Genomic DNA, 23,709 nt, shown 5'->3' with positions numbered 1-23,709 from the left:
GCCCCGATCGTAAAGGAGATGAGGTCGGGGCGCGTGACCATCGTCATATTCGTGACGATGTGTTGTCGCCATGTTCACGTAATTCCGGCAATGCGCAGGGTTATTGAGCAAAGCGGGAGATCGGTAATCCACGCTCGGTGACGGCGGAATGTGTCGGCGCGGTGAGGGGAGCACCGTCGCGGGCAACCGCAAGCTTGTCCTATTGCGTCTTGGTCGCTTACGTTCCACACCAATCCGGACGGACGCCTAATCCTGCCGCCGCCCGGAGCCCGCACACACTGACCCGACGTACGGCAGGAGCGGGGGACCCACAGGTAAGACGCCTGTTCCGGTTCCCGGAACGGCTTGGGGTTAAGCCACGCCTCGGCGCGGCCGGGCATCTCCAGCTCGCACCCGACAGCTCACCTCGCAGGCGACGGAGAGGAATTCGCCATGCCCGCGAAGGGTAAGCACCGCCGCCCCAAGACCCAGCGTTTCACCCGCTCCATCGCCGTCGCCGGAACCGGCGGGGCCGCCCTCGCCCTCCCGCTCATGGGGGCCGCCGGCGCCCACGCCGCCACCCCGCAGTCGGCTCCGGAAAAGGCCGTCCAGTCGGCCCCGGCCGCTGAGAAGAAGGCCGCCGAAAACGCCACCGGCTCCCGCGTCTACACCGTGAAGGCCGGCGACTACCTCGCGAAGATCGCGGCCGACCAGCACGTCAGCGGCGGCTGGAAGAAGCTCTACGCCGACAACCGTGACGCCGTCGGTTCCGACCCGTCGCTGATCCACCCGGGCCTGAAGCTGTCGATCGGCAAGAAGGCGGCGAGCGCGCCGAAGCCGTCCGCCCCTTCGACGCCCAAGGCCTCGGCCCCCGAGCAGTCCGCCGCCGACCCGGCACCGAAGGCGGAGACCGCCGCCAAGCCGGCCGCCGCCGAGCCCGCCGCGCAGAGCAACTCCAGCGGCTACACCCTCCCGGTGAACGGCGCCACCATCGGCACCCCGTACCACATGTCCGGCAGCATGTGGTCCAGCGGCTACCACACCGGTGTCGACTTCGTCGTCCCGACCGGCACCTCCCTCAAGGCCGTCGGCGCGGGCACGGTCGTCTCCGCCGGCTGGGGCGGCGCCTACGGCAACCAGGTCGTCATCAAGCTCGCCGACGGCTTCTACGCCCAGTACGCCCACCTGTCCCAGCTGTCCGTCTCGGCCGGCCAGACCGTGACCGCCGGGCAGCAGGTCGGCCTGTCGGGTGCGACCGGCAACGTGACCGGACCGCACCTGCACTTCGAGATCCGCACCACGCCGGACTACGGCTCGGACGTGGACCCGGTCGCCTACCTGCGCTCGCACGGCGTCTCCGTCGGCTGACCGACCGCACGACCACCCGCCTGACACGCCTGTGAAGGCCGGACCCCGACCCCGGGTCCGGCCTTCGGCGTGTGCGGCCGATGGCGCATCAAGGGATCGACAGGCGGCGGCAGTTGGGACAGAGTGATCCCGTCCGGAGTGCAAGCGCTTTCCAGAGCCTTCCCGGCGGATCCCGAGGAGCTGTGTCCCGTGCCGACCACCCGCAGAGCGTTCGCAGCCCTGGCCGCCGGAGCCGCGTACGCGGTCCTCTCGCCGACGGCGCCCGCGCACGCCGCGCCCCGCCGCCTCGTCGCCCGCGACGACTTCTGCCACGGCCTCGGGCAGTGGGCGACCGAACTCCAGGACGGCGGCACCGTCACCGCCTCCCGCGGCGTCCTGGAGATCGACGTGCCGAGCGGTGCCACCGTGTGGTTCAGGCGGCGACTCGAAGGGCCGTACCTGCTGGAGTACACCGCCACCCCGGTCTCCGAGGGCGGGGCCAACGACCGGGTCTCGGACCTCAACAACTTCTGGAACGCGACCGACGTCCGCTCTCCGGGCGACCTCTTCGCGACTCCGCGCGGCGGCGCCCTCGACGAGTACGACCACCTCACGACCTACTACGCGGGCTACGGCGCCAACTACAACACCACGACCCGGCTGCGCCGTTACGTCGGCCAGCCCGGCGTGCGGCCCCTGGTCCTCGACTGCACCGAGCCGCTGCTGGCCGCGAACGAGCCGAACCGGGTCCGGATCGTCTCCGACGGCTCCACGGTCCAATGGTGGAACAACGGGCGGCTCGTCTTCGACCACACCGACCCGCAGCCCTACACGGGCGGGCACTTCGCCTTCCGGACCGTCTGGAGCCATTTCCGGATCAGCGGATTCCGGGTCTGGCGGTTCACCCCGAAACATCCCTGACAAGCGGTGTATTCCGGAGTTGGCGAACACTTTGGGAGTGGCTTATCTCACCGCCAGTCAACCCCTTCCTACGGTCGCGTAAGTCACATTCAAGGGTGAATCATGGACCGTTGTGGCAGACGATTCGAAGAGTGACAGCAGAGCAGTGATCGGGTCGTACGTGGCGCTGGGGGACAGCTTCACCGAGGGCGTCGGCGACCCCGGCCCCGACGGGGCCTTCGTCGGCTGGGCCGACCGGTTCGCCGTCCTGCTCGCCGACCGCAGGCCCGAGGGCGACTTCCGGTACACCAATCTCGCCGTACGCGGGAAGCTCCTCGACCAGATCGTGGCGGACCAGGTTCCGCGGGCCGTCGACATGGCCCCGGACCTCGTCTCCTTCTGTGCCGGGGGCAATGACATCATCCGGCCGGGCACCGACCCCGACGAGGTGGCCGAGCGTTTCGAGCGTGCCCTGGTCCAGCTCATCGCCGTGTCCGGCACGGTGATGGTGACGACCGGGTTCGACACCCGTGGCGTGCCGGTGCTCAAGCACCTGCGCGGCAAGATCGCCACCTACAACGGCCATGTCCGGGCCATCGCCGACCGGTACGGCTGCCCGGTGCTCGACCTGTGGTCCCTGCGCAGTGTGCAGGACCGCAGGGCCTGGGACGCCGACCGGCTGCACCTGTCTCCGGAGGGCCACACGCGGGTGGCGCTGCGCGCCGGCCAGGTGCTCGGCCTCGACGTGCCGGCCGACCCCGAGCAGGCGTGGCCTCCGCTGCCCCCGCGCGGCGTTCTCGATGTGCGGCGGGACAACGTCGCCTGGGCGCGCGAGTTCCTGGTGCCGTGGATCGGGCGCCGGTTGCGCGGGGAGTCCTCGGGCGACCACGTGACGGCCAAGGGGGCGCTGTCGCCGGACGACATCAGGATGCGAATCGCCCCGGTGGCGTGAGAGCGGCTCCTGCGCGTGCGGGCCGTGCCGGGTGGAACACCGGCGCGGCCCGCGGGCGTTCGTGGGAGCGATCGAGCGGGCGCAGGCGCGGTGGGCCGTCGTGGGGGCGGGGTGCGCGGCGGGGGTGTTGTCGGGGGGGCAGGCGTCGCAGCGGGCGTCAGGGCGCCGTCCGCTCCACCTCCGCCAGGCCCAACTCGCGGGTCAGCGCCTCCTCCACCCACTCCTGGGCCCGGACCCGCGGCACCGCGCCGGCGTACGACGTCAGCTGAATGGCCAGGCCGTCGAGGAGGGCGGTGAGGCGCAGGGCCGTGCCCTGCGGGTCCGGGCAGCGGAACTCACCGGCCGCCACGCCCTCGGCGATGACCTCGACGAGGGCCGCCTTCCACTGCCGGTCGAGATCCTGGGCGACCTCCCGCAGCACCGGGTCGCGCAGCGCCGCCGCCCAGCCCTCGATCCACAGCCGCCAGCCCTTGGCCTGCCCGGTCGGGGCGTACCACCGTACGGCCGACCGCAGCCGGCGCAGCGCGGGGGAGCGGCGGCCGGTCAGCTTGCGCAGATGCGCGAGGTCGCCCTCCGCCGCGTGCCGGAACGCGGCGGCGACCAACTGTTCCTTCGAGGAGAAGTGGTAGAGGACCAGGGCGTTGCTCACGCCGAGCGCCGAGGCGATGTCGGCGATCCTGACCGCCGCCACGCCCCGTGCCTCGATCTGCTCGATGGCCGCCCGCAGCAGATCCCCGCGCCGCTCCGCCACGCTCAACCGGACTCTCGTCACGCCGTCACCCTACCCAGGTGCCCGTGCCCCCTCGACGTCGCCTTTCGGCCTGTCCGGGCCGGGCCGGGAGACGGTCGCCGAGGGGCCGGCGGCCGCCTCACCGGTACCAGCCGAACCGCTCGGCGATCAGCGGCAGCCGGTCGGCCGCGATCGCGTGGGCGGCGGCCCGCGGCGTCGTCCCGTCCGCCTGCGCGCGGGACAGCATCCGCTCGACCAGCGCCCGCATCGAGCGGCGCGTGTACGCGAACGCTTCCTCGGCGTCGGCGCCGATGTCCCCGAACAGCGTCCACCACCACCAGGCGTTCGTGCCCGAGTTGACCACGACGTCCGGCAGCACGCTCACCCCGCGCTCGGCGAGCAGCAGCTCCGCCTCGGGCCGCACGGGCATGTTGGCCGCCTCGACGACCCAGCGGGCGGTGATCCGCCCCTGGTTGCCGGTGTCGATCGCGTACGACACCGCCGCCGGCACCAGGACGTCCGCGTCGGCCGACAGCCAGGCGTCGCCCGGCAGTTCGCGGTCGCCGGGCCGCAGTGCCGAGCGGTCCACCGTGCCGTGGGCGTCCCGCGCGACGAGGAGTGCTTCGACGTCGAGGCCCGACGGGTTGACGATCGTGCCCTTGAGGTCGGCGACGGCCACGACCGTGCATCCCGCCCGTGCGAGGAACCGCGCGGTGGCCCCGCCCATGGTGCCCAGCCCCTGGAGCGCGACCCGCGTTCCCGCGTACGCCACACCGGCCCGGTCCAGGGCGGTCAGGGTCGCCTCCGCCACGCCGCAGCCGCCAGCCAGCTCGTCCAGCCCGATGCCGTCGACCTCGACCGCGAACGCGTCCCGCAGCCGCCGGCGTGCCCCGGCCTCGTCGTCCAGCAGCGGATACACGGCCTGGATCGAGGAGACCAGCCCCGCCTCGACGACGGCCCGGTCCACCAGGTCCTGGGTGAGCCCCAGATCCTCGCCCGTCGTCCAGCAGCTCTCTATGTACGGCCGCATGGCGCGCAGGTACCGCACCAGCAGCGGGTACGCCTCCGGATCACGGGGGTCGCAGTCGATGCCGCCCTTGGCGCCGCCGAGCGGGACGTAGCGGCTCTCCGGGTCGTAGTGCAGGGCCTCCTTCATGGTCATGCCGCGGGCGAGGCCCTCGACCTCCGCCAGGGTGCAGCCCGCGCGCATCCGCAGTCCGCCGCTGGCGACCCCGCGCACCAGCCGGTCGACGACCAGGAAGCCCTGCCGTCCCGTGAGGTGATCGGTCCAGGTCAGGGACAGCAGGGGGGCGGCCATACGGGCTCCTTCACCGGAGGGTTACTGAATCATCGGTCAGTATCCCCTTCGGTGGGACCTGTGTGCCCCGGTGATGCCGGAGGGGCCGACCATAATGGAAAGCCTGACCGACTCCACCTGGAGGTACCGTGGCCGGTTTCCGTACCCTGAGCTCCGGGCTCCGCGCGCTGCGCCCCGGGGCGTTCGGCGCGGACCCGAGCGGTGAGCGCATGGCGCGCATCCGCAGATCCCCGCACTTCGAGGACGGGGTGTTCCAGAATCCCGGTGGCCCCGCGCGGACCCGGCCCTCGGGTTCGGCCCTGGATTTCGCGAAGGTCTTCTTCGACAAGGACACCCGGCCCCGCCGCGCCCCGGGGGGCACCGTCCCGGTGCACGCCACGACCCTGGCCGACATCGCCCGGCCCCCGGCCACCGGGCTGCGGCTGACCTGGATGGGGCACTCCAGCGTGCTCGCCGAGATCGGCGGCCGGCGCGTCCTGTTCGACCCGGTGTGGGGCGAGCGCTGCTCCCCTTTCCCCTTCGCCGGCCCCAAGCGGCTGCACCCCGTGCCCCTGCCGCTGGCCGCGCTCGGCCCGGTCGACGTGGTGGTCATCTCGCACGACCACTACGACCACCTCGACATGCCCACCATCAAGGCGCTCGCCGGTACGGACACGCTGTTCGCGGTGCCCCTGGGCGTCGGCGCGCATCTGGAGCACTGGGGTGTGTCCCCCGGCCGTCTGCGCGAGCTGGACTGGCACGAGTCCACCGAGGTCGGCGGCCTGACCCTGACCGCCACCCCCGCCCGGCACTTCTGCGGCCGCGGTCTGCGCAACACCCAGCACACGCTGTGGGCCTCCTGGGTCGTCGCCGGCGAGGAGCACCGGATCTACCACAGCGGTGACACCGGTTACTTCGACGGCTTCAAGGAGATCGGCGCCGGGCACGGGCCGTTCGACGCCACGATGATCCAGATCGGCGCGTACTCCGACTTCTGGCCCGACATCCACATGACCCCCGAGGAAGGCGTGCGCGCCCACCTCGATCTTCAGGGCGGTCCGGAGCACGGCCCGATGCTGCCGATCCACTGGGCGACCTTCAATCTGGCGACCCACCCGTGGGAGGACCCCGGTGAGGGGACACTCGCGGCCGCCCGCGCCGTGGGCGCCGGTGTCGCCCTGCCCCGGCCCGGGGAGCCCTTCGAGCCCACGGCCGAGAGTGTCCCGTCCGAGCCGTGGTGGCGTGGGGTGGCGCTCGTTCCGAGGGGCGGCCGTCCGGCCGCGGAGGCCCTCACCGGAGCCGGCATCAAGGTGGCGTCGGACGCCGCAGCCGTGGCCCAGGCTGACACGGTGAGTGACGACGGCCGTCGGGTCGGCAAGGGCACCGAGGACCCCGAGACGCTCCCGGCGGGCTGATCGGGGACTGCGGCGGACGGACGGCGAGGGCCGGGGAGCGAGAGGCTCCCCGGCCCTCGCCGTCTCTGCGTGACCGCTTCTGACCAGGTCGGATCGAAGTCTTGCCGTCCATGGTCGGATGCGGAGGGGGGTTATCGGTCTGTCGTACGAGACCTCATACCAGAGCGGGACGCTCACCGTATGAGTTTGTCAACTGCCCACCGCACATGATGCGGTGACGACTACTGTCAGTGGCCGTCGGGAAACACGACGGATCAGGGGAGCGGGGGACCGGGACGTGCAGGCGCAGGGCGGACGAGGGAGTCGACGCGACGGGGATCCCCGCTGCCCGCGCACCACCGACGCCGGCCCGGGGGCGGCCGCCGGAGCGGGCTCGCGTCCGGCTTCGAGTCCGACTTCGAGCCCGGCTTCGAGTCCGGGTTCACGTGCGGGTTCGCGTCCCGGGTCGGGTGCGGGTGCGCATGCCGGTGCCGGTGATGGCGCCCACGCCGGGGCCGGTGAAGGTGCCCATGCCGGTGACGGTGCCGGTGTCGCCGGGGTGTCCGGTCTCGCCCGGCACGCGGGTCCCGGCGGGGGCGTGCGCAATCCGGCGGCAGCCGGGCGCGCGAGCCGGAGCGCGCACAAGCGGCCACGCGAACCCGGTCGCACCCCCGCAAGCGCCCCTGGAACCCAGGCCCGACGGACCAGCACGAGGACACCGATGTCTCACCTCCGCGTCCCGGCCGCACGCGCAGACCGCCGTGAGGGCGGGCGGCACGGACGGCCCGCCGTCCGCACCGCACCCGCGTTGCCCGAGACCCACATACGGCCCCAGCTGCTGCGCATCGCGGTGCTGCCGCCCGTCGCCGTCGCCCTCAGCGGCTGCGCCGCCGTCCTCTTCACCGTCCGCTCCACCGGAGCGCGGCCGGGTCCCACGCTGTGGGCCGTGCTCGGCGGCGCGGTATTCGTGGCGCTCGTCGGTATCGCCGTCGCCGCGATCGCCGCCGGCCGGGCCGCCCGGTCCGTGAACGACCGCATCGGCATGCTGCGCCGCAGCACAGCGCGGCGCGAGGCCGACCTGCGCACCCTCGTCGAGACACTGCGCCGTGGCGACGGCCCGCCGCAGCTCGCTCCGCAGAGCCGGGCCGGTGGCCCCGCCGAGGGCGCCGACGACTTCGACCTCCTGGCCGCGGACCTGTCCCGTGCGCACGACGGCGCCGTCACCGCCGTCGTGCAGGCCTCCCAGCTGTCCAGCCAGGCCGGGAGTGAACAGAAGCTCGAGGTGTTCGTCAACCTCGCCCGGCGTCTGCAGTCGCTGGTGCACCGCGAGATCTCCATCCTCGACGAGCTGGAGAACGAGATGGAGGACCCCGACCTGCTCAAGGGGCTCTTCCACGTCGACCACCTCGCCACCCGCATCCGCCGTCACGCCGAGAACCTCGCCGTGCTCGGCGGGGCCGTCTCCCGCCGCCAGTGGAGCAACCCGGTCTCCATGACCGAGGTACTGCGCTCGGCCATCGCCGAGGTCGAGCAGTACTCACGGGTCAAGCTCGTGCCGCCGATCGACGGGCAACTGCGCGGCCACGCCGTCGCCGACGTCATCCACCTCCTGGCCGAACTCGTCGAGAACGCCACGGTCTTCTCCGCCCCGCACACCCAGGTGCTGCTGCGTGCCAACCTCGTCACCTCCGGGCTCGCCGTCGAGGTCGAGGACCGCGGACTCGGCATGCCCCTGGAGGAGCAGACGCGGATGAACGCGCTGCTCGCCGACCCCGACCAGGTGAACGTCGCCCGCCTTCTCGCGGACGGCCGGATCGGCCTGTTCGTCGTCTCCCAGCTGGCCCGGCGGCACGGCATCACCGTCCGCCTCCAGTCCAACATCTACGGCGGAGTGCAGGCGGTGCTCGTCGTGCCGCAGGCGCTGCTGGGAGCGGAGCCGGGGGCCGGGGCGCCCGGGGGCGCGGAGCAGGCGGAGGGCGCGGCTGGACAGAACGGACAGGTCGGCCTCGGTGCCGGTGCCGGTGCCGGTGGTGCCATGGCCGGTGTTGGTGTCGACGGCGTGGCGGTGGAGCGTTCCTCGCTCGCGGACGGTGCGTTCGGGGTCTCCTCCGAGCCGCTGCCCGCGTCCGGGTCAGGACCGTCGGTCCCGCCGCTCACCCCAGCCGCCGCGGCTCAGGGGTACGAGGCCACGCGTCAAGGGCATGGCCAGGAAGCCCGAACGGCCCCGGACGGAAGCCCGCAGGGCGGCCGACCCGCGCCCCTGCCCGTGCGAGGGACACGAAGGGAGCGTCCCACCCCGGCCGAGGCGCGGCCCGGTATCACTCCCGAAGACCGGCGCGTCCTGGCCGAGAACGGGACCGCGCCGCCCACCCCCCGCAACGGCGCCGTGCGCGGCACCATGGGCAAGCCTCAACTGCCCCGCCGCCGCGCGCAGGAGCACATCGCTCCCCAACTGCGCGACGGCCCGGCGCCGCGCCAGGATTCCGAGCACCTTGTGGGCCACGACCCCGGTCTGATGGCGGCCTTCCAGCGCGGCATCAGCCTCGCCGAGGCCCAACAGCACCTGGAGGCGGGCACCACGGAGTGGGACGACACGGGGGCGGCCCCTATGGAGGCGGCCCACACGGAGGAGGCGGCTCGCATGGAGGAGACGGCTCGCATGGAGCCGTTGGCCATGAGGCCGCAGCGCATGGAAGCCCGGCACATGCAGCCACGGCACATGGAGCCACGACACGTGGAGCCGCAGCACACGGACGCGACATCCATGGAGTCCCCGCACCGCCCTGACATGGGGTCAGCTCACATGGAGTCAGCCCCCATGGAGTCCGCCTACCCGGGCCCCACCGCCATGCGGCCGGTGCACCTCGACTCGTTCTCCACCCCCGGGTCCTCCCCCTCCTCCGAACCAGGCCACACGGGCCCCGCCGGGCCCTCGGCCTCCACCGACCACCCCACCACCCGGCAGGACGGGAGCGCACCCGCCGGATGACCACCCCCCTCTCCACCCCCACCCCCAGCGTTCCCGCAGACCTTCGTACCCCAAGGAGTCGATCCACCATGGCGAGCGATGCGCCGACCGCCCATGTTTCCGACCTCGACTGGCTGATGAGCGGCCTCGTGCAACGTGTGCCGCACACGACCGCCGCGGTGCTGCTGTCCTGCGACGGGCTCGTGAAATCCGTGCACGGCCTCGACCCGGACAGCGCCGACCACATGGCCGCCCTGGCCTCCGGCCTGTACTCCCTCGGCCGCAGCGCCGGTGTCCGCTTCGGTGACGGCGGCGACGTGCGGCAGGTCGTCGTCGAACTCGCCTCCACCCTGCTGTTCGTCACCACCGCGGGCTCCGGCACCTGTCTGGCCGTGCTGGCCGGCCGGGAGGCCGACGCGGCCGTGCTGGGCTACGAGATGGCGATGCTGGTCAAGAGCGTCCGCCCCTACCTGGTCACCGCTCCCCGGCAGTCCGTCGAATCCCCGGCGATGAGGCCTTGAGCGTGACGGCGGCCGGTGACGGGCCCTGGCTCGACGACGCGGCCGGGCGGCTGGTGCGGCCGTTCACGGTCAGCAACGGCCGCACCCGTCCCACCGTCGCGCTCGACCTCGTGTCGCAGGTGATGGCCACCGGGGCGACCCCCCTCGGCTATCTCGGCCCCGAACACGCGCAGGCGCTCGAGCGGTGCCGGGTGCCCGTCGCCGTCGCCGAGGTCGCCGCCCATCTCAAACTGCCGGTGGCCGTCACCAAGGTGCTGCTGGCGGACCTCGTCGACTGCGGGGCGCTGACCACCAAGCCCCCCGCGTTCCACCACAACCCGACGGACCGGGCCCTTCTGGAGGCAGTGCTCGATGGACTACGACGACAGCTCTGACTACACCGACGGACCGGGCCTCGGCGCCGACCCGTTCCCCACCGCGCTCAAGATCCTGGTCGCGGGCGGGTTCGGCGTGGGCAAGACCACCTTCGTCGGCGCGGTCAGCGAGATCGCCCCGCTCAGCACGGAGGAACTGCTCACCACCGTGAGCGCGGCGACCGACAACCTCGACGGCATCGAGAACAAGGTCGAGACGACCGTGGCGATGGACTTCGGCCGCATCACCCTGGACCCGGAACACGTGCTGTACCTGTTCGGCACGCCCGGACAGGAGCGGTTCTGGTTCATGTGGGACGAGTTGTGCGAGGGCGCGCTCGGCGCGGTCATCCTCGCCGACACCCGCAGACTCCAGGAGTGTTTCGCCGCCGTCGACTTCTTCGAACAGCGCGGCCTCGGATTCATCATCGCCGTCAACGAGTTCGACGGCGCCTACCGCTACGACCCCGAGGAGGTGCGAGGGGCGCTCGACCTGTCCGACGACGTCCCCGTCGTGCGCTGCGACGCGCGGATCTCCAGCTCCGGAGTCCAGACCCTGCTGACCCTGGTGCGTCATCTCATCGCCCACACGCCGGCCCCCGCGACGGGGTACGGCGCCCACATGTGACCCCCTCACACCCGCCCGGGAGCCCGTATATGACGCGAGTCCACAGCCCAGGAGCATGCCCATGACCTACGACCCGCCGCGTCCGGCCGGTCGTCTGCTGCTCACACCCGAGGACAAGGAGGCACCCGCCCGAACCCGCCGACTGCGCCGACTGGGCCTGGGGGATCGCCCCGAACCCGGACTCGACGCCTTCGCACACCACCTCGCCGAGCTCACCGGGACGCCGTACGCCATGGTCAACCTCCCGGACGAGCAGGGGCAGTTCTACGCGGGCCTGTATGTGCCGGCGGTCGCCCCGGTCGTGCGCAGCGACGGCACCAGCCCGCGCCTCGGGCGTGTCCTGCCCCGCGACCACGGTTTCTGCCCCCATGTGGTGGCACGTCGTAAGGCCCTCGCCCTGGAGGACGTCGGCGACTACCCGCGGTTCGCGGGCAACCCGGTGGTCGACGAGTTCGGCATCCGCTCCTACCTGGGGGCCCCGCTCATCGACGGCACGGGACTGGTGCTGGGCACCGTCAGTGTCGCCGACGTCCAGCCGCGCCCGTGGGGGAAGCCCGGCCTGACGGCGATCAAGGAGCACGCCGCGCGGCTCGTCATCGAGCTGGAGTCCCGGGACGGCCTGCCGCCCTATTGACGCCCCCGATCGCTTCGGACCCTGAGGGCGTGAAGGAAAGCTGAGGCGGCGCTTAAGAAAACCTCGATGGACCGGCCCGCCCGTCGTACGGCAGATTGCAGTGCGATCCCACTCCTCTCCCGGTCCAGGGGTTCCTTCGGCATGCCCGGAGCCGGGACTCATCCTCAGGAGCCGTAGCGGTGAAGGCGCTGGTCAAGCAGAAGGCGGAACCCGGGCTGTGGCTCGCGGACGTCCCCGAGCCCACCGTCGGGCCCGGCGACGTGCTCATCAAGGTGCTGCGCACCGGAATCTGCGGCACCGACCTGCACATCCGGGCCTGGGACGGCTGGGCGCAGCAGTCGATCAGCGCTCCGCTCGTGCTCGGGCACGAGTTCGTCGGCGAGGTCGTCGAGACCGGGCGCGACGTCACCGACATCGCCATCGGCGACCGGGTCAGCGGCGAGGGCCACCTGGTGTGCGGCAAGTGCCGCAACTGTCTGGCCGGCCGCCGCCACCTGTGCCGGGCCACCGTGGGACTCGGGGTGGGCCGGGACGGGGCGTTCGCCGAGTACGTCGCGCTGCCCGCGGCCAACGTCTGGGTGCACCGGGTCCCCGTCGACCTCGACGTGGCCGCGATCTTCGACCCGTTCGGCAACGCCGTGCACACCGCCCTGTCGTTCCCGCTGGTCGGCGAAGACGTCCTGATCACCGGCGCCGGCCCGATCGGACTGATGGCCGCCGCCGTGGCCAAGCACGCAGGCGCCCGCAACGTCGTGATCACCGACGTCAGCGAGGAGCGGCTGGAGCTGGCCCGCAAGATCGGTGTCAGCCTGGCGCTGAACGTCTCCGGCGCCACCATCGCCGAAGGCCAGCGCACCCTCGGACTGCGCGAGGGCTTCGACATCGGCCTGGAGATGTCCGGCCGCCCCGAGGCCATGCGCGACATGATCGCCAACATGACGCACGGCGGCCGGATCGCGATGCTCGGCCTGCCCGCGCAGGAGTTCCCCGTCGACTGGGCCCGCGTCGTCACCTCGATGATCACCATCAAGGGCATCTACGGCCGCGAGATGTTCGAGACCTGGTACGCCATGTCGGTCCTGCTGGAGGCCGGCCTCGACCTCGCGCCCGTCATCACCGGCCGGTACGGCCACCGCGACTTCGAGGCGGCGTTCGAGGACGCGGCGAGCGGCCGTGGCGGCAAGGTCATCCTCGACTGGACCGCGTAACCCCCCTTCTCCGCGAGCACCTTAGGAGCTTTCCCGATGTTCGACTCCGTGCGCGACGACCTGCGCGTCACCCTCGACGAAATCCGCGCCGCCGGTCTGCACAAGCCCGAGCGCGTGATCGGCACCCCGCAGTCCGCCACCGTGAACGTCACCGCGGGCGGCCGCCCCGGCGAGGTCCTCAACTTCTGCGCCAACAACTACCTCGGCCTCGCCGACCACCCCGAGGTCGTCGCGGCCGCCCACGAGGCCCTGGACCGCTGGGGCTACGGCATGGCCTCCGTCCGTTTCATCTGCGGCACCCAGGAAGTCCACAAGGAGCTGGAGGCACGCCTGTCCGCGTTCCTCGGCCAGGAGGACACGATCCTGTACTCCTCCTGCTTCGACGCCAACGGCGGCGTGTTCGAGACGCTGCTCGGCCCGGAGGACGCGGTCATCTCCGACGCGCTCAACCACGCGTCGATCATCGACGGCATCCGGCTGTCCAAGGCCCGCCGCCTGCGCTACGCCAACCGCGACCTGGCTGAGCTGGAGGCCCGGCTCAAGGAGGCCTCCGACGCACGCCGCCGTCTGATCGTCACCGACGGCGTCTTCTCCATGGACGGCTACGTCGCCCCGCTGCGCGAGATCTGCGACCTGGCGGACCGCTACGACGCGATGGTCATGGTCGACGACTCCCACGCGGTCGGCTTCGTCGGCCCCGGCGGCAGGGGCACACCCGAGCTGCACGGTGTGATGGACCGCGTCGACATCATCACCGGCACCCTCGGCAAGGCCCTCGGTGGCGCGTCCGGCGGCTATGTGGCGGCCCGCGCCGAGATCGTCGCCCTGCTGCGCCAGCGCTCCCGGCCGTACCTGTTCTCGAACACGCTCGCCCCGGTGATCGCGGCGGCCTCGCTCAAGGTCCTCGACCTGCTGGAGTCGGCGGACGACCTGCGGATCCGGCTGGCCGAGAACACCGCCCTCTTCCGCGGCCGGATGACCGAGGAGGGCTTCGACGTCCTCCCCGGCGACCACGCCATCGCCCCCGTGATGATCGGCGACGCGGCGGTCGCCGGCCGCATGGCGGAGCTGTTGCTGGAGCGCGGCGTCTACGTGATCGGCTTCTCGTACCCGGTGGTGCCGCAGGGCCAGGCCCGGATCCGCGTCCAGCTGTCGGCCGCGCACTCCACGGACGACGTCAACCGCGCGGTCGACGCCTTCGTCGCGGCACGGGCCGAGCTGGAGGGCTGACCGCGGGCACCGGCGCATTTGAGACAATCGATCGCATGATCGAAGCGCGGCGGCTCCACATCCTCCGGGCGGTGGCCGACCACCGTACGGTGACGGCGGCTGCCGCCGCGCTGTACCTCACCCCGTCGGCCGTCTCCCAGCAGCTCGCCGCCCTGGAGCAGGAGACCGGACACCGGCTCGTCGAACGCGGCGCCAAGGGGGTACGGCTCACCCCCGCCGGCGAGATCCTGCTGAACCACACCAACGCGGTCCTCGCCCAACTGGAGCGGGCGGAGGCCGAACTCGCCGCCTACAGCTCGGGAGCCGCCGGCACCGTCACGGTCGCCTCCTTCGCGACCGGTATCGCCCTGGTCGTGGCGCCGGCCGTGGCCGGTCTGGCCCGGTCCTCGCCCGGGATCCGCATCCGCGTCCAGGACGCCGAGGGCGACGCCAGCCTGCCGATGGTCCTGGACCGGCAGGTCGATGTCGCGGTCGCCGTCGAGTACCGCGGGGCGCCGCCCGCCGACGATCCCCGCCTGGCCCACGTACCGCTGTACGCCGAGCCCTTCGACGCGGTCGTGCCGGTCACCCACCGTCTGGCCGACGCCGCCGAGGTGCCGCTCGCCGAACTGGCCAAGGACGTGTGGATCGGCCCGTACCCCGGCAACCCCTGCCACGACGTGGTGGTCCTGGCCTGCGAGAGCGCCGGTTTCCAGCCCCGCGTGGAGCACTCCTCGGACGACTTCCGCGCGGTCGTCGCCCTCGCCTCGGCCGACGCGGGCGTCGCCCTGGTGCCGCGCTCGGCGCTGCGCGGCATGGACCTCACCGGGGTGGTCGTCCGCCCCGTGGACGGGACGGCACCCACCCGCCGGGTCTTCGCCGCCGTACGGCGGGGCGCCGAGGAGCACCCTCTGATCCGCCCGGTGCTGGAGGCACTCGCCGCGGCGGCCCGGGTGTGAGCGGTCGGTAACACGGACGTCTCATATCCGGGATAGCGTCCCGTATATGAGACGCGACGAGGTGGACCCGGTCGACGCCCGGCTGGGCGCGCGCCTGGCCGAGCTGCGGGCCGAACACGGCTGGTCCCTGGGTGAGTTGGCCGACCACAGCGGGGTGAGCCGGTCCACCCTGTCCCGGGCCGAGCGGGCCGAGATCAGCCCCACGGCGGCCCTTCTGAACCGTCTGTGCGCCGTCTACGGGCGCACGATGTCCCAGCTCCTCAGCGAGGTCGAGGCCGAACCGGAGGCCGTCGTCCGCTCCGCCGCCCAGCCCGTCTGGCAGGACCGGTCCTCCGGCTTCGTACGCCGGTCCGTGTCGCCTCCGCATCCCGCCCTGCGCGGCGAACTCGTCGAGGCCCGTCTGCCGTCCGGCGCCGACCTCGCCTACGACCGTCCACCCGTGACCGGCCTGGAACAGCACATCTGGGTCCTGGAGGGTGCCCTGGAGGTGACGTCGCAGGACACCCGGCACCGTCTGGACGCCGGTGACTGCCTGCGGATGCGGGTGTGGGGGCCGACCCGGTTCCGGTGCACGGCCGCCGAGGGCGTCCGGTATCTGCTGGCGGTGGTGCGGCCGTGATCCGCCTCGACGCCGCCCGGCTGGCGGCGCGCGCCTCCGGGTTGGCGGAGCTGCTGGTCGCCACCGTCGACGCGGGCGCCTCCGTCGGCTTCCTCGCCCCGCTCGGCCATGCGCAGGCCCTGGCCTGGTGGGAGGAGCGGGCCGCCGACGTCGCCGCGGGCCGGCTCGCCGTATGGGCGGCCCACGACGGGGAGCGCGTGCTCGGCACCGTGAGCCTGGCCTTCCCCGGCAAGGCCAACAGCCGGCACCGCGCCGAGCTCGTGAAACTCATGGTCCACCCGGACGCCCGTGGACGCGGTCTGGCCCGCGAGCTGCTGGCCACGGCTGAGGCCGCGGCAGCGGCGGCCGGGATCACCCTCCTGCACCTGGACACCGAGACCGGCAGCCCCGCCGAGCGTCTGTACCGGTCCACCGGCTGGACCCCGATCGGCGCGATCCCCGACTACGCGTCGACCCCCGACGGGGAGCTGCGGCCCACGACGATCTACTACAAGCGCCTCCCGGCGACCGCTCCCACCAGGTGAATGTCAGCGGGAGCCGATACGGTGCCTGCCATGCCGGATGCCGAAGACGTACGACGGATCGCCCTGTCCCTGCCGGACACCACGGAGAAGATCGCCTGGAACATGCCCACGTTCCGGGTCGCGGGCAAGATGTTCGCCACGCTGCCGGAGGACGAGACCTCCCTCGCCGTGCGCTGTCCCAAGGAGGAGCGGAACGAACTGGTGCTCGCCGAGCCGGACAAGTTCTGGATCGCCGACCACGAGTCGCAGTTCGCCTGGGTGCGGGCCCGCATCGACGCCATCGAGGACGAGGCGGAACTGCGCGACATCCTCGCCGACTCCTGGCGCCAGGCGGCCCCGACCCGGCTCCTGGCGGCCCATCCCCGGCTCGGTGTGCCGGCCCGGTGACGTCCTCGCGCCCTCACCCCCGGGCCGCCGCCCCGACGAAGCTCCCGATGCGCTCCCGCAGCGACCGGGCGTCGAGACCGTGGGCGGCGACATGCTCCTCCAGCCGTCCGTAGCGCCGCAGTTCGCGACGGCCCACGCCCAGCCCGAGGACCCGGTGCGGCACATCCGACAGCGCGTCCCCGGCGGCGGCCGTCGACGTCCCCGCCAGGTAGGGCTCGACCAGGACGACGTCCGTCCCGGCCGCCTCGGTGGCCCGGCGCAGGGCGGCCGCGTCGAACGGGCGGACGGTGGTGGCGTACAGGACGGTGACGTCCAGCCCCTCGGTGGCGGCGAGCACCGCGTCGAGCATCGGCCCCACGGCGACCACCACACCGCTGCGCCCCTCGCGCACCGTGCGGAACCGCTCCCCGTCGACGGGCAGGGCCCGCTCGTTGGCCTGGAGGGACAGCCGGACGTACACCTTGTCGTCGCCCGCGCCGACCGCGTGCCGCAGCAGTGTCTCGGCCTCGTCCGGGTGGCCCGGCACATGGACGGTCCAGCCGTCCAGGGTGTCCAGCAGCGCCACGTCACCCGGTGCCATGTGGGTGTAGCCACCGGCCGGCCAGTCGAAGGAGGCGGCGGCGCTCACCAGCACCGCGCCCACCCCCTGGTGGCCCAGGTCCAGCTTGATCTGCTCGAAGGGCCGCTCCACGAGGAAGCTTGCGAAGGTGTGCACGACGGGCCGCAGCCCGGTCAGCGCCATCCCCGCCGCCGCCCCCACCAGGAGCTGCTCGCGGATGCCGACGTCCACGACCCGGCCTGGATGGCGCCGCGCGGCCCCGGCGAAGCCGTCCGTCCCGATCGCGGCGAGGACGACGGCGACCCGCGGGTCCTCGTCGAGCAGCCGGGAGACGACAGGGGCGAAACGTTCACGCATGGTGTCCATCGGGATGAGGTTCCTTTCCGGTGCGGCTTCTCAGGCGGACTTCGGCTCGACCCGGGCCACGACCACGTGCGGACGGCCCGGATGCGGCGCCGTGAAGGCGGCGTACAGCGCCTCGTGATCGCGGCCGTCGACGGTCAGCGCCGACCAGCCCGCCGCCTCGAAACGGGCGGCGATTCCGCCGGGTCGCGCGTAGGTCGCCGAGGCGTTGTCGACGACGACGGTGTGCAGCCGGTCGAGCCCGGCGGGCCCCGCGAAGGCGATCGCCTCGTGGTTGCTGCCCTCGTCCAGCTCGGCGTCCCCGACCAGCGCCCACACCCGCGGTTCGCCGAGTCCCTGGGCGCGCAGCCCCAGCGCCGTGCCGACGGCGATGGGCAGTCCGTGTCCCAGTGATCCGCTGCCGATCTCGGCCCCCGGCACCAGGGTCCGGTCCGGGTGGTGGCCGAGCGGGGAGTCGTACGAGCCGAATTCCGGCAGCCACTCCACGGGCACGAACCCCTTGGCGGCCAGCACGGCGTAGTACGCCATCGGCCCGTGCCCCTTCGACAGCAGGAACCGGTCCCGCCCCGGGTCGTCCCTCCCCTCGGGGCTCACCCGCAGCACCCGGTCGTAGAGCACCCACAGCACGTCCAGCGTGGACGTGGCGGCCGGGCCGTGCTTCTCGTCACCGGTCATCAGGCCCATCAGCCCCGGCAGATCGGCGTACGTGTACGTCGGTGTCAGCGTCGCGTCGGTCATGACGACGAGCGTGCAACCTCGACCAAACTTGAGGTCAAGCGGCGCCGCCGGAAAACGGGTGCGCGATCACCGGCGCGAGTGCGGTATTGTTTCCCTGCGCGTTCGGCCGGGGGAATCCCCAGGTCAGACGGGCAACGGGACGTGGCGCAGCTTGGTAGCGCACTTGACTGGGGGTCAAGGGGTCGCAGGTTCAAATCCTGTCGTCCCGACAGTGTCGACCAGCGGGTCTGCCGATATCGGCAGACCCGCTGATTGCGTTCCGGGCGCTCGAGACGCATCTCGTCCAGCCTGCCCCGGGCGTTGTCGAAGGGCCGGTGGACGATCAGCGTCAGGTGTGGCGGGTCAGCCCACGCAGCCCGCGTGCGCCAGCGCCTGCTTCAGCAGGACTCCGTGCCCGCCCGGCATCTCGCTCTGCACCGCTTCCGAGACGGCCTCCTGCGGGCTGAACCACACCAGGTCGAGCGCGTCCTGCCGGGGCCGGCAGTCGCCCGTGACCGGCACGATGTAGGCGAGGGACACCGCGTGCTGGCGGGGGTCGTGGTACGGAGTGATGCCCTGCGTCGGGAAGTACTCCGCGACCGTGAACGGCTGGAGCGACGCCGGGACGCGGGGCAGCGCGACCGGGCCGAGGTCCTTCTCCAGGTGGCGCAGGAGGGCGTCGCGGACGCGTTCGTGGTGCAGCACACGGCCGGAGACGAGTGTCCGGCTGACCGTGCCGTCGGGGCCGATGCGCAGCAGCAGGCCGACGCTGGTGACTTCGCCGCTGTCGTCGACGCGGACCGGGACGGCCTCGACGTACAGGATCGGCATGCGGGCGCGTGTCATCTCCAGTTCGTCGGAGGACAGCCAGCCGGGCGTGGTTTCGGTCATGTCTGACATTGCTTGATCATACTTTCAGCCGTTCGGACTTCCTGGGTAGCCGCTTCAGGAGAACTGTGACCGGCCACACGCCCGTTCAATCGTCCTTGGGCAGTCCGTAGAGCCGCAGGGCGTTCTCCCGCCCGGTCCAGCGCACGATGCGCAGTGCGTCGGCCGGGGCCAGCTCGTCGGCGTCCACCCGCTGCTGGAGCAGCTCGGCCAGCCCCTGCCGGAACGCGAGCGCCCCGAGGTGGTGGAACTCGGGCACACCGTAGGCGTCGGAGCTGTACAGGAGTTTGCGGAACGGTGTGATCTCCAGGGCCTCGGCGAGGACCGCACCGGCCCGGGCGGGGCCCACGTGGTGGAGGGTGAGGCCGACGTCGAGGTACACCTGCTCGAAGACCGCCGCGAGATAGGCCGCCTGCCGCTGGTAGGGCCAGCAGTGCAGGAGCAGGACCGGGATCGTGCCGGCGGTGAGGTGCAGCCAGTCCGTGAGGTGGGCCGGGTCGGCCCGGTGCAGCCGGATGTCGTTGTCGCCGAACCCGGTGTGCAGCTGGAGCGGCAGGCCGAGGTCGACGGCGGTCCACAGCAGGTGCCGCATGAGGACCGGGTCGTCCAGGCGGCCGCCGCGCGCGAGCCAGGACCGCGCCGCCCCGGCGACGTCCGCCCGCGAAGGACGGGCCGGGTCCAGGTCGAAGCCGGTGCGGTAGGCCGCCACCGACTTCACAGCCACCACGCCGGGCCGCCGCACGGCGTCCTGCGCGGCCGCGCGGAACGCCTCCGCGTACGCGTCCGGTTCGACGCCCGCGGCCCGCACCGACTCCGCGACGCCTTCCAGCCGCACGACCTCGTACGACGTCCCGCCCGCCGCCTCGGAGATCTCCCGCGGCGTGGTGATGCGCTCGGGGGCGTAGCCCGTGTCGACGCAGAAGACGCCTGTGCCCGAGGCCCGCAGGAAGCGGCGCTGCACCTCGCGCCAGCCGAGGTCCCGGCGCCGGGCGAGGTACTCCTCGGCGGGGGCGTGCCGGGGCAGGTCCAGCAGGGGAGCGCAGTGGCGGCGCACGGCCACGCCCACGGGGCTGTCGAAGGGCGAGACGCCCGGCCACGCCTCGCCCTCCGTGAGGAGGGACTCGAAGGCCTCCCGGCCGAGGTCGGCCGTCACCGTGCCGTGGCAGTGGTGGTCGACCAGCCGCAGCGAGTCGAGCGCCTCGCGGACGGTACTCATCTCAGTACTTCCAGCGGTACGCCGCCGCCACCCGGTCGTCGTCCAGCCCGGCGACGGACGCCGCTTCTGCCAGGCGGACGGCGATCACCGCGTCGGCTAGGACCGGGCCGAGGGCCGTCCGCAGGACGTCGTCCGCGCGGAACTCCTCGACGGCCCGCTCCAGGGAGTCCGGCAGCCGCCGCACGCCCCGGGCCGCCGCCTCCACCTCACCCAGGCGCGCCGGGTCCCCGGTGGTCTCCTCGGGCAGGGCGGCGGACGACGTCAGACCGTCCAGCCCGGCGACGATCAGTGAGCCGATGGCGAGATAGGGGTTGGCGGCCAGGTCGACGGGCTTGATCTCCAGGTTGGCCGCCCGGTCGCGCAGGCCGGCGGTGCCCTTGACGACGCGCAGCGCGGTCTCCCGCGTCTCCAGGCCCCAGGCCGTGAACACCCCGGCCCACTGCGAGGGCCTGAGCCGCAGGTAACTGGCGGGGCTCGGGGCGGTGACGGCGGTGAGGGCGGGCAGGTGGGCGAGGACGCCGGCCGTGAACGACTCCGCCCGGGCCGTCATGCCGTGCCGGCCCGCGCCGCCGGAGTGCAGATTGACCCCGGCATGCCAGGCGGACAGATGGACGTGCCCGCCGTTCCCGACGCCTTGGCCCACGACGGCCGGGGCGAAGGAGACCTTCAGCCCGTGCCGGCCCGCGACCGCCCGGACGGTCTGCCGGACCAGCACGCTGAGGTCGGCCGCCGCCACCGGATCGAGGGCACCCACCGAGATCTCGAACTGCCCGGCCGCGTACTCGGGATGGACCTGCTCGACGTCGATGCCCTGGGCCGCGCACGCCGCCAGCAGACCGGCGGTGAAATCGCCGAGCTCGATCTGCCGGGCCGCCCCGTACGCGGGTCCGGTCGCGGCGGGCACGAACGTGTCGCCGGGGGCGTCGCCCCGGGCCACGGTCCACTCGACCTCGACGGCGGCCTTGAAGGTGAGGCCGTGCCGCTCGGCCGCCTCGGCGACGATCCGGCGCAGGAACGTGCGGGAGCAGCCGGGGTGCCGCGCGCCGTCCTGGGTGATCCGGTCCACCGGCGCCCACGCCCAGCCGGGCTGCCCGGCCAGGACGACGAGCCGGTCCAGGTCCGGGTAGAGGCGCAGGTCGCCGTCGGGCGAGCCGAGGACGTCGGTGGTGGCGACGGAGTCGTTCGCCAGGAAGGTGTCGAACACCGGTGACATGCCGACGCCCCAGGCCGCGGTGGAGGCCAGCCGGGCCGTCGGGACGGTCTTCACCCGGCCGATGCCCGCGGTGTCGACGTAGGCCAGGACGACGCCGTGCACACCCCGGCCGGCCAGTTCGCCGCCGAGCGCGGTGGCACGCTCGACGTCGCCGGGCCTGCCGCCGGGCACGGGATCGGCCAGGGTGGTCATGCGTCCTCCGCGGTTCTCCTGGTCCTGCGGTGGGGGCGGCGCGCGTCAGGGCTTCACGGCCACCGCTCCGTACTGCGGCACCAGCACGGCCGAGCCGGGCTCGGCGCGCCACTGCCCGCACGACACCATGCCCGGCTCCAGCACCTCCAGCCCCTCGAAGAAGGCGGCGATGTCCGTGCCGGAGCGGGCGGTGATCGGGGGAGTGGCGTTCTCGTTCCAGAACTTCATGGCCGGGATCTGGCCCGCGCCGCCCAGCTCGTCGTCGAAGGTCGGATGGGTGAGGACCAGGAAGCTGCCGGAGGGCACCGCGGCCATCAACCGGCGCACGATGTCACGGGCCTTGTCGGCGTCCAGGACGAAGTTGAGGATGCCCAGCATCATCACGGCGACGGGCTGCGTGAAGTCGAGAGTTTTCCCCGCCCGTTCGAGGATGGCTTCGGGGTCGTGCACATCGGCGTCGATGTAGGAGGTGACGCCGTCGTGGGTGCCGGTCAGCAGGGTGCGGGCGTGCACCAGCACGATGGGGTCGTTGTCCACGTAGACGATGCGCGAGTCGGGGGCGAGGCGCTGGGCGATCTCGTGGGTGTTGTCCGCCGTCGGCAGTCCCGTGCCGATGTCGAGGAACTGCCGCACACCGCGTTCACCGGCGAGGAACGACACGGCCCGGCCGAGGAAGTCCCGGTCGGCGCGGGCGATGTCCCGGATGATCGGGAACATGCCGGCGACCTGCTCGCCGATCCGCTGGTCGACCTCGTAGTTGTCCTTGCCGCCGATCCAGTAGTTCCACACGCGCGCGTTGTGCGCCACACCGGTGTTCAGCCTCGCCGACCCGCCTGAAGGGGTGTGGCCATCACTCACGACTCGTCCTCTCCTCGCACTCGCACGAACGACCGAAACCGGTCATCGCCGCCATTGTGCCGCTCCATTGATCACGCTGTCCCGCGAATCGGCGGAGCGGACCCGGAGGTCGGTGCGGGTGCGGGAAAGGTGCCTTGCCGTTCCAGCCGCTTCAGTCGGTGGGGCTCGCGGCGGGCGACTTCCCGGCCAGGACGTCCTTCAGACGCTGGGTGCCCTGCCGCACCGCCTGCTGGGCCGAGTCGTTCTCGTCGCCGTCGAGTCCGCCCGCCGTGACGGTGATCGCGTCGTCGCCGACCCGGACGGCTGCGACGTCCAGGGTCAGCGTGGCCTCGTCACCACCGGTCGAGCCCTGCACCGTCACGCGCAGGCCCTGACGGGCGTCGCCCACCTGGGGCAGCGAGATCTCGACGACCTGGACGGTGCGCCGCTCCTTGCCGTCGGTCACGGTGAACTGGTCGCACTTCTCCGGCAGGGTCGCCATCCAGTTCAGGGAGTCCTGCGGGTCGGTCCGGTCGTAGGAGGCCACCTGGTACAGCAGGCGCGAGTCGCCCTGCCGGAAGCCGCGCAGCTCGGACGCGCCCGACGGCCTTCCCAGCAGATCGTCGTCGAACAGGGAGTCGAGGAGCCGCTGGCAGTCGGAGGCCTGGGCCTTGGCGGTGAGGAAGTCGGAGACGTCGACCGTGCCGATGAGCAGGCTGTCGTGCCAGCTCTTGGCCTCCGTGTCCTTCACCTGCGTCCAGTCGTCCTCGATGTCCGCCTCGGTGATCAGCGCGGTCCGGGCGCCGTCCGTGGAGAGCGTGGCGGTGGGGGAGGGGGTCTGCCGCTGCGCGGCGGCCCGGGACGCGGTGACGCCCTGGACGCGCGTGCCCTCCGCCCCCGCGTCGTCCGAGCAGGCGGCGGTGGAGAGCAGCGTGCCTGCCGCCAGGGTGGAGGAGAGAACGCGGACGAGCCTGGCCGGACGACGGGTCATCGGGAGTGCCTCCTGAGAGCGTGACGCGTGCCCTCAGGGCATCACCGCCGCCCATGGCCCACCACCGGCGTCGGACCGTTCGGGTGAGGTCGCCACGGCACGGATCCCACCGGCTCCTGGCGCA

25 protein-coding genes, 1 tRNA gene and 1 riboswitch are annotated in these 23,709 nt (G+C 72.6%); of the genes, 16 read left to right on the top strand and 10 right to left on the bottom strand.

The features are described 5' to 3' along the window. Positions 1-266: 266 nt before the first annotated feature. Positions 267-428, top strand: a riboswitch (cyclic di-AMP (ydaO/yuaA leader). Positions 429-432: 4 nt separating this feature from the next. The 3 genes from AB0I06_RS02040 to AB0I06_RS02030 all read left to right on the top strand — a co-directional run bounded on the left by AB0I06_RS02040 (position 433) and on the right by AB0I06_RS02030 (position 3,178). Next, on the top strand, positions 433-1,347 hold the full coding sequence (locus AB0I06_RS02040; RefSeq protein ID WP_363116777.1) for a peptidoglycan DD-metalloendopeptidase family protein: 915 nt from the start codon (positions 433-435) through the stop codon (positions 1,345-1,347). Positions 1,348-1,536: 189 nt separating this feature from the next. Continuing rightward, the gene (locus tag AB0I06_RS02035) at positions 1,537-2,247 is read left to right on the top strand and encodes a DUF6250 domain-containing protein (RefSeq protein ID WP_363116776.1); all 711 of its coding nucleotides are present in this window, start codon (positions 1,537-1,539) and stop codon (positions 2,245-2,247) included. Between the two features lie 145 nt (positions 2,248-2,392). Next, complete coding sequence (locus tag AB0I06_RS02030; RefSeq protein ID WP_363117017.1) at positions 2,393-3,178, top strand: SGNH/GDSL hydrolase family protein; 786 nt, start codon at positions 2,393-2,395, stop codon at positions 3,176-3,178. Positions 3,179-3,335: 157 nt separating this feature from the next. On the opposite strand, the gene AB0I06_RS02025 is transcribed toward AB0I06_RS02030, so the two are convergent. Beyond that, on the bottom strand, positions 3,336-3,950 hold the full coding sequence (locus AB0I06_RS02025) for a TetR/AcrR family transcriptional regulator (RefSeq protein ID WP_363116775.1): 615 nt from the start codon (positions 3,948-3,950) through the stop codon (positions 3,336-3,338). A gap of 97 nt (positions 3,951-4,047) precedes the next feature. Then, complete coding sequence (locus AB0I06_RS02020) at positions 4,048-5,226, bottom strand: Glu/Leu/Phe/Val dehydrogenase dimerization domain-containing protein (RefSeq protein ID WP_363116774.1); 1,179 nt, start codon at positions 5,224-5,226, stop codon at positions 4,048-4,050. A 128-nt stretch (positions 5,227-5,354) separates the two neighbouring features. On the opposite strand from AB0I06_RS02020, the gene AB0I06_RS02015 reads away from it, so the two are divergent. Further along, positions 5,355-6,620: an MBL fold metallo-hydrolase gene (locus tag AB0I06_RS02015; protein ID WP_363116773.1), complete on the top strand. Its 1,266-nt coding sequence runs from the start codon at positions 5,355-5,357 to the stop codon at positions 6,618-6,620. A 421-nt stretch (positions 6,621-7,041) separates the two neighbouring features. Here AB0I06_RS02015 and AB0I06_RS02010 read toward each other — a convergent pair whose 3' ends face one another. Beyond that, entirely contained in the window at positions 7,042-7,179 is a 138-nt protein-coding gene (locus AB0I06_RS02010; RefSeq protein ID WP_363116772.1) for a hypothetical protein, read from the bottom strand. Positions 7,180-7,320: 141 nt separating this feature from the next. Between AB0I06_RS02010 and AB0I06_RS02005 the strand changes: the two genes are divergently transcribed. The 11 genes from AB0I06_RS02005 (at position 7,321) to AB0I06_RS01955 (ending at position 16,609) form a co-directional block, all read left to right on the top strand. Continuing rightward, positions 7,321-9,588, top strand: coding sequence for an ATP-binding protein (locus tag AB0I06_RS02005; protein ID WP_363116771.1), 2,268 nt, complete (start codon positions 7,321-7,323; stop codon positions 9,586-9,588). A 68-nt stretch (positions 9,589-9,656) separates the two neighbouring features. Then, positions 9,657-10,088 (top strand): roadblock/LC7 domain-containing protein, encoded by a 432-nt coding sequence (locus AB0I06_RS02000; RefSeq protein WP_030840841.1) that lies wholly within the window; start codon positions 9,657-9,659, stop codon positions 10,086-10,088. 2 nt (positions 10,089-10,090) lie between these two features. Beyond that, positions 10,091-10,462: a DUF742 domain-containing protein gene (locus AB0I06_RS01995; protein ID WP_062930368.1), complete on the top strand. Its 372-nt coding sequence runs from the start codon at positions 10,091-10,093 to the stop codon at positions 10,460-10,462. Next, entirely contained in the window at positions 10,440-11,069 is a 630-nt protein-coding gene (locus AB0I06_RS01990; protein WP_363116770.1) for an ATP/GTP-binding protein, read from the top strand. The genes AB0I06_RS01995 and AB0I06_RS01990 overlap by 23 nt, the downstream gene beginning before the upstream one ends. 61 nt (positions 11,070-11,130) lie before the next feature. After that, positions 11,131-11,703, top strand: coding sequence for a GAF domain-containing protein (locus AB0I06_RS01985; RefSeq protein WP_363116769.1), 573 nt, complete (start codon positions 11,131-11,133; stop codon positions 11,701-11,703). A 179-nt stretch (positions 11,704-11,882) separates the two neighbouring features. Continuing rightward, positions 11,883-12,911 carry an L-threonine 3-dehydrogenase gene (gene tdh, locus AB0I06_RS01980; RefSeq protein ID WP_363116768.1) on the top strand — a complete coding sequence of 343 codons (1,029 nt, stop codon included), beginning with the start codon at positions 11,883-11,885 and terminating at the stop codon, positions 12,909-12,911. Positions 12,912-12,947: 36 nt separating this feature from the next. Then, entirely contained in the window at positions 12,948-14,141 is a 1,194-nt protein-coding gene (locus AB0I06_RS01975) for a glycine C-acetyltransferase (protein ID WP_363116767.1), read from the top strand. Positions 14,142-14,176: 35 nt separating this feature from the next. Then, a complete protein-coding gene (locus tag AB0I06_RS01970) occupies positions 14,177-15,079 on the top strand; it encodes a LysR substrate-binding domain-containing protein (RefSeq protein WP_363116766.1) in 903 nt (300 codons plus the stop codon). A 46-nt stretch (positions 15,080-15,125) separates the two neighbouring features. Then, entirely contained in the window at positions 15,126-15,698 is a 573-nt protein-coding gene (locus AB0I06_RS01965) for an XRE family transcriptional regulator (RefSeq protein WP_363116765.1), read from the top strand. Continuing rightward, entirely contained in the window at positions 15,695-16,222 is a 528-nt protein-coding gene (locus AB0I06_RS01960; protein WP_363116764.1) for a GNAT family N-acetyltransferase, read from the top strand. Before AB0I06_RS01965 ends, AB0I06_RS01960 begins: the two co-directional genes overlap by 4 nt. Before the next feature lie 30 nt (positions 16,223-16,252). Further along, positions 16,253-16,609, top strand: coding sequence for an MmcQ/YjbR family DNA-binding protein (locus tag AB0I06_RS01955; RefSeq protein ID WP_363116763.1), 357 nt, complete (start codon positions 16,253-16,255; stop codon positions 16,607-16,609). A 13-nt stretch (positions 16,610-16,622) separates the two neighbouring features. Here AB0I06_RS01955 and AB0I06_RS01950 read toward each other — a convergent pair whose 3' ends face one another. Both AB0I06_RS01950 and AB0I06_RS01945 read right to left on the bottom strand, forming a co-directional pair. Continuing rightward, positions 16,623-17,534 carry a transketolase gene (locus tag AB0I06_RS01950; RefSeq protein ID WP_363116762.1) on the bottom strand — a complete coding sequence of 304 codons (912 nt, stop codon included), beginning with the start codon at positions 17,532-17,534 and terminating at the stop codon, positions 16,623-16,625. Positions 17,535-17,564: 30 nt separating this feature from the next. Next, positions 17,565-18,269 (bottom strand): transketolase, encoded by a 705-nt coding sequence (locus AB0I06_RS01945; protein WP_363116761.1) that lies wholly within the window; start codon positions 18,267-18,269, stop codon positions 17,565-17,567. A 135-nt stretch (positions 18,270-18,404) separates the two neighbouring features. Between AB0I06_RS01945 and AB0I06_RS01940 the strand changes: the two genes are divergently transcribed. Further along, positions 18,405-18,478: transfer RNA gene (locus AB0I06_RS01940), tRNA-Pro, on the top strand. 133 nt (positions 18,479-18,611) lie between these two features. On the opposite strand, the gene AB0I06_RS01935 is transcribed toward AB0I06_RS01940, so the two are convergent. The 5 genes from AB0I06_RS01935 to AB0I06_RS01915 all read right to left on the bottom strand — a co-directional run bounded on the left by AB0I06_RS01935 (position 18,612) and on the right by AB0I06_RS01915 (position 23,585). Then, entirely contained in the window at positions 18,612-19,139 is a 528-nt protein-coding gene (locus AB0I06_RS01935) for an NUDIX hydrolase family protein (protein ID WP_363117016.1), read from the bottom strand. A gap of 85 nt (positions 19,140-19,224) precedes the next feature. After that, positions 19,225-20,352: an amidohydrolase family protein gene (locus AB0I06_RS01930; protein WP_363116760.1), complete on the bottom strand. Its 1,128-nt coding sequence runs from the start codon at positions 20,350-20,352 to the stop codon at positions 19,225-19,227. A 1-nt stretch (position 20,353) separates the two neighbouring features. Then, positions 20,354-21,757, bottom strand: coding sequence for a glutamine synthetase family protein (locus AB0I06_RS01925; RefSeq protein WP_363116759.1), 1,404 nt, complete (start codon positions 21,755-21,757; stop codon positions 20,354-20,356). A 45-nt stretch (positions 21,758-21,802) separates the two neighbouring features. After that, the gene (locus tag AB0I06_RS01920; RefSeq protein ID WP_363116758.1) at positions 21,803-22,615 is read right to left on the bottom strand and encodes an SAM-dependent methyltransferase; all 813 of its coding nucleotides are present in this window, start codon (positions 22,613-22,615) and stop codon (positions 21,803-21,805) included. Positions 22,616-22,766: 151 nt separating this feature from the next. Further along, positions 22,767-23,585: a hypothetical protein gene (locus tag AB0I06_RS01915; protein ID WP_363116757.1), complete on the bottom strand. Its 819-nt coding sequence runs from the start codon at positions 23,583-23,585 to the stop codon at positions 22,767-22,769. Positions 23,586-23,709: the final 124 nt, after the last annotated feature.

Source organism: Streptomyces sp. NPDC050674, from assembly GCF_040654575.1.
Classification (GTDB): domain Bacteria; phylum Actinomycetota; class Actinomycetes; order Streptomycetales; family Streptomycetaceae; genus Streptomyces.
The sequence above is the reverse complement of the archived record's forward strand: the minus strand, read 5'-3'. Positions and strand labels throughout refer to the sequence as shown.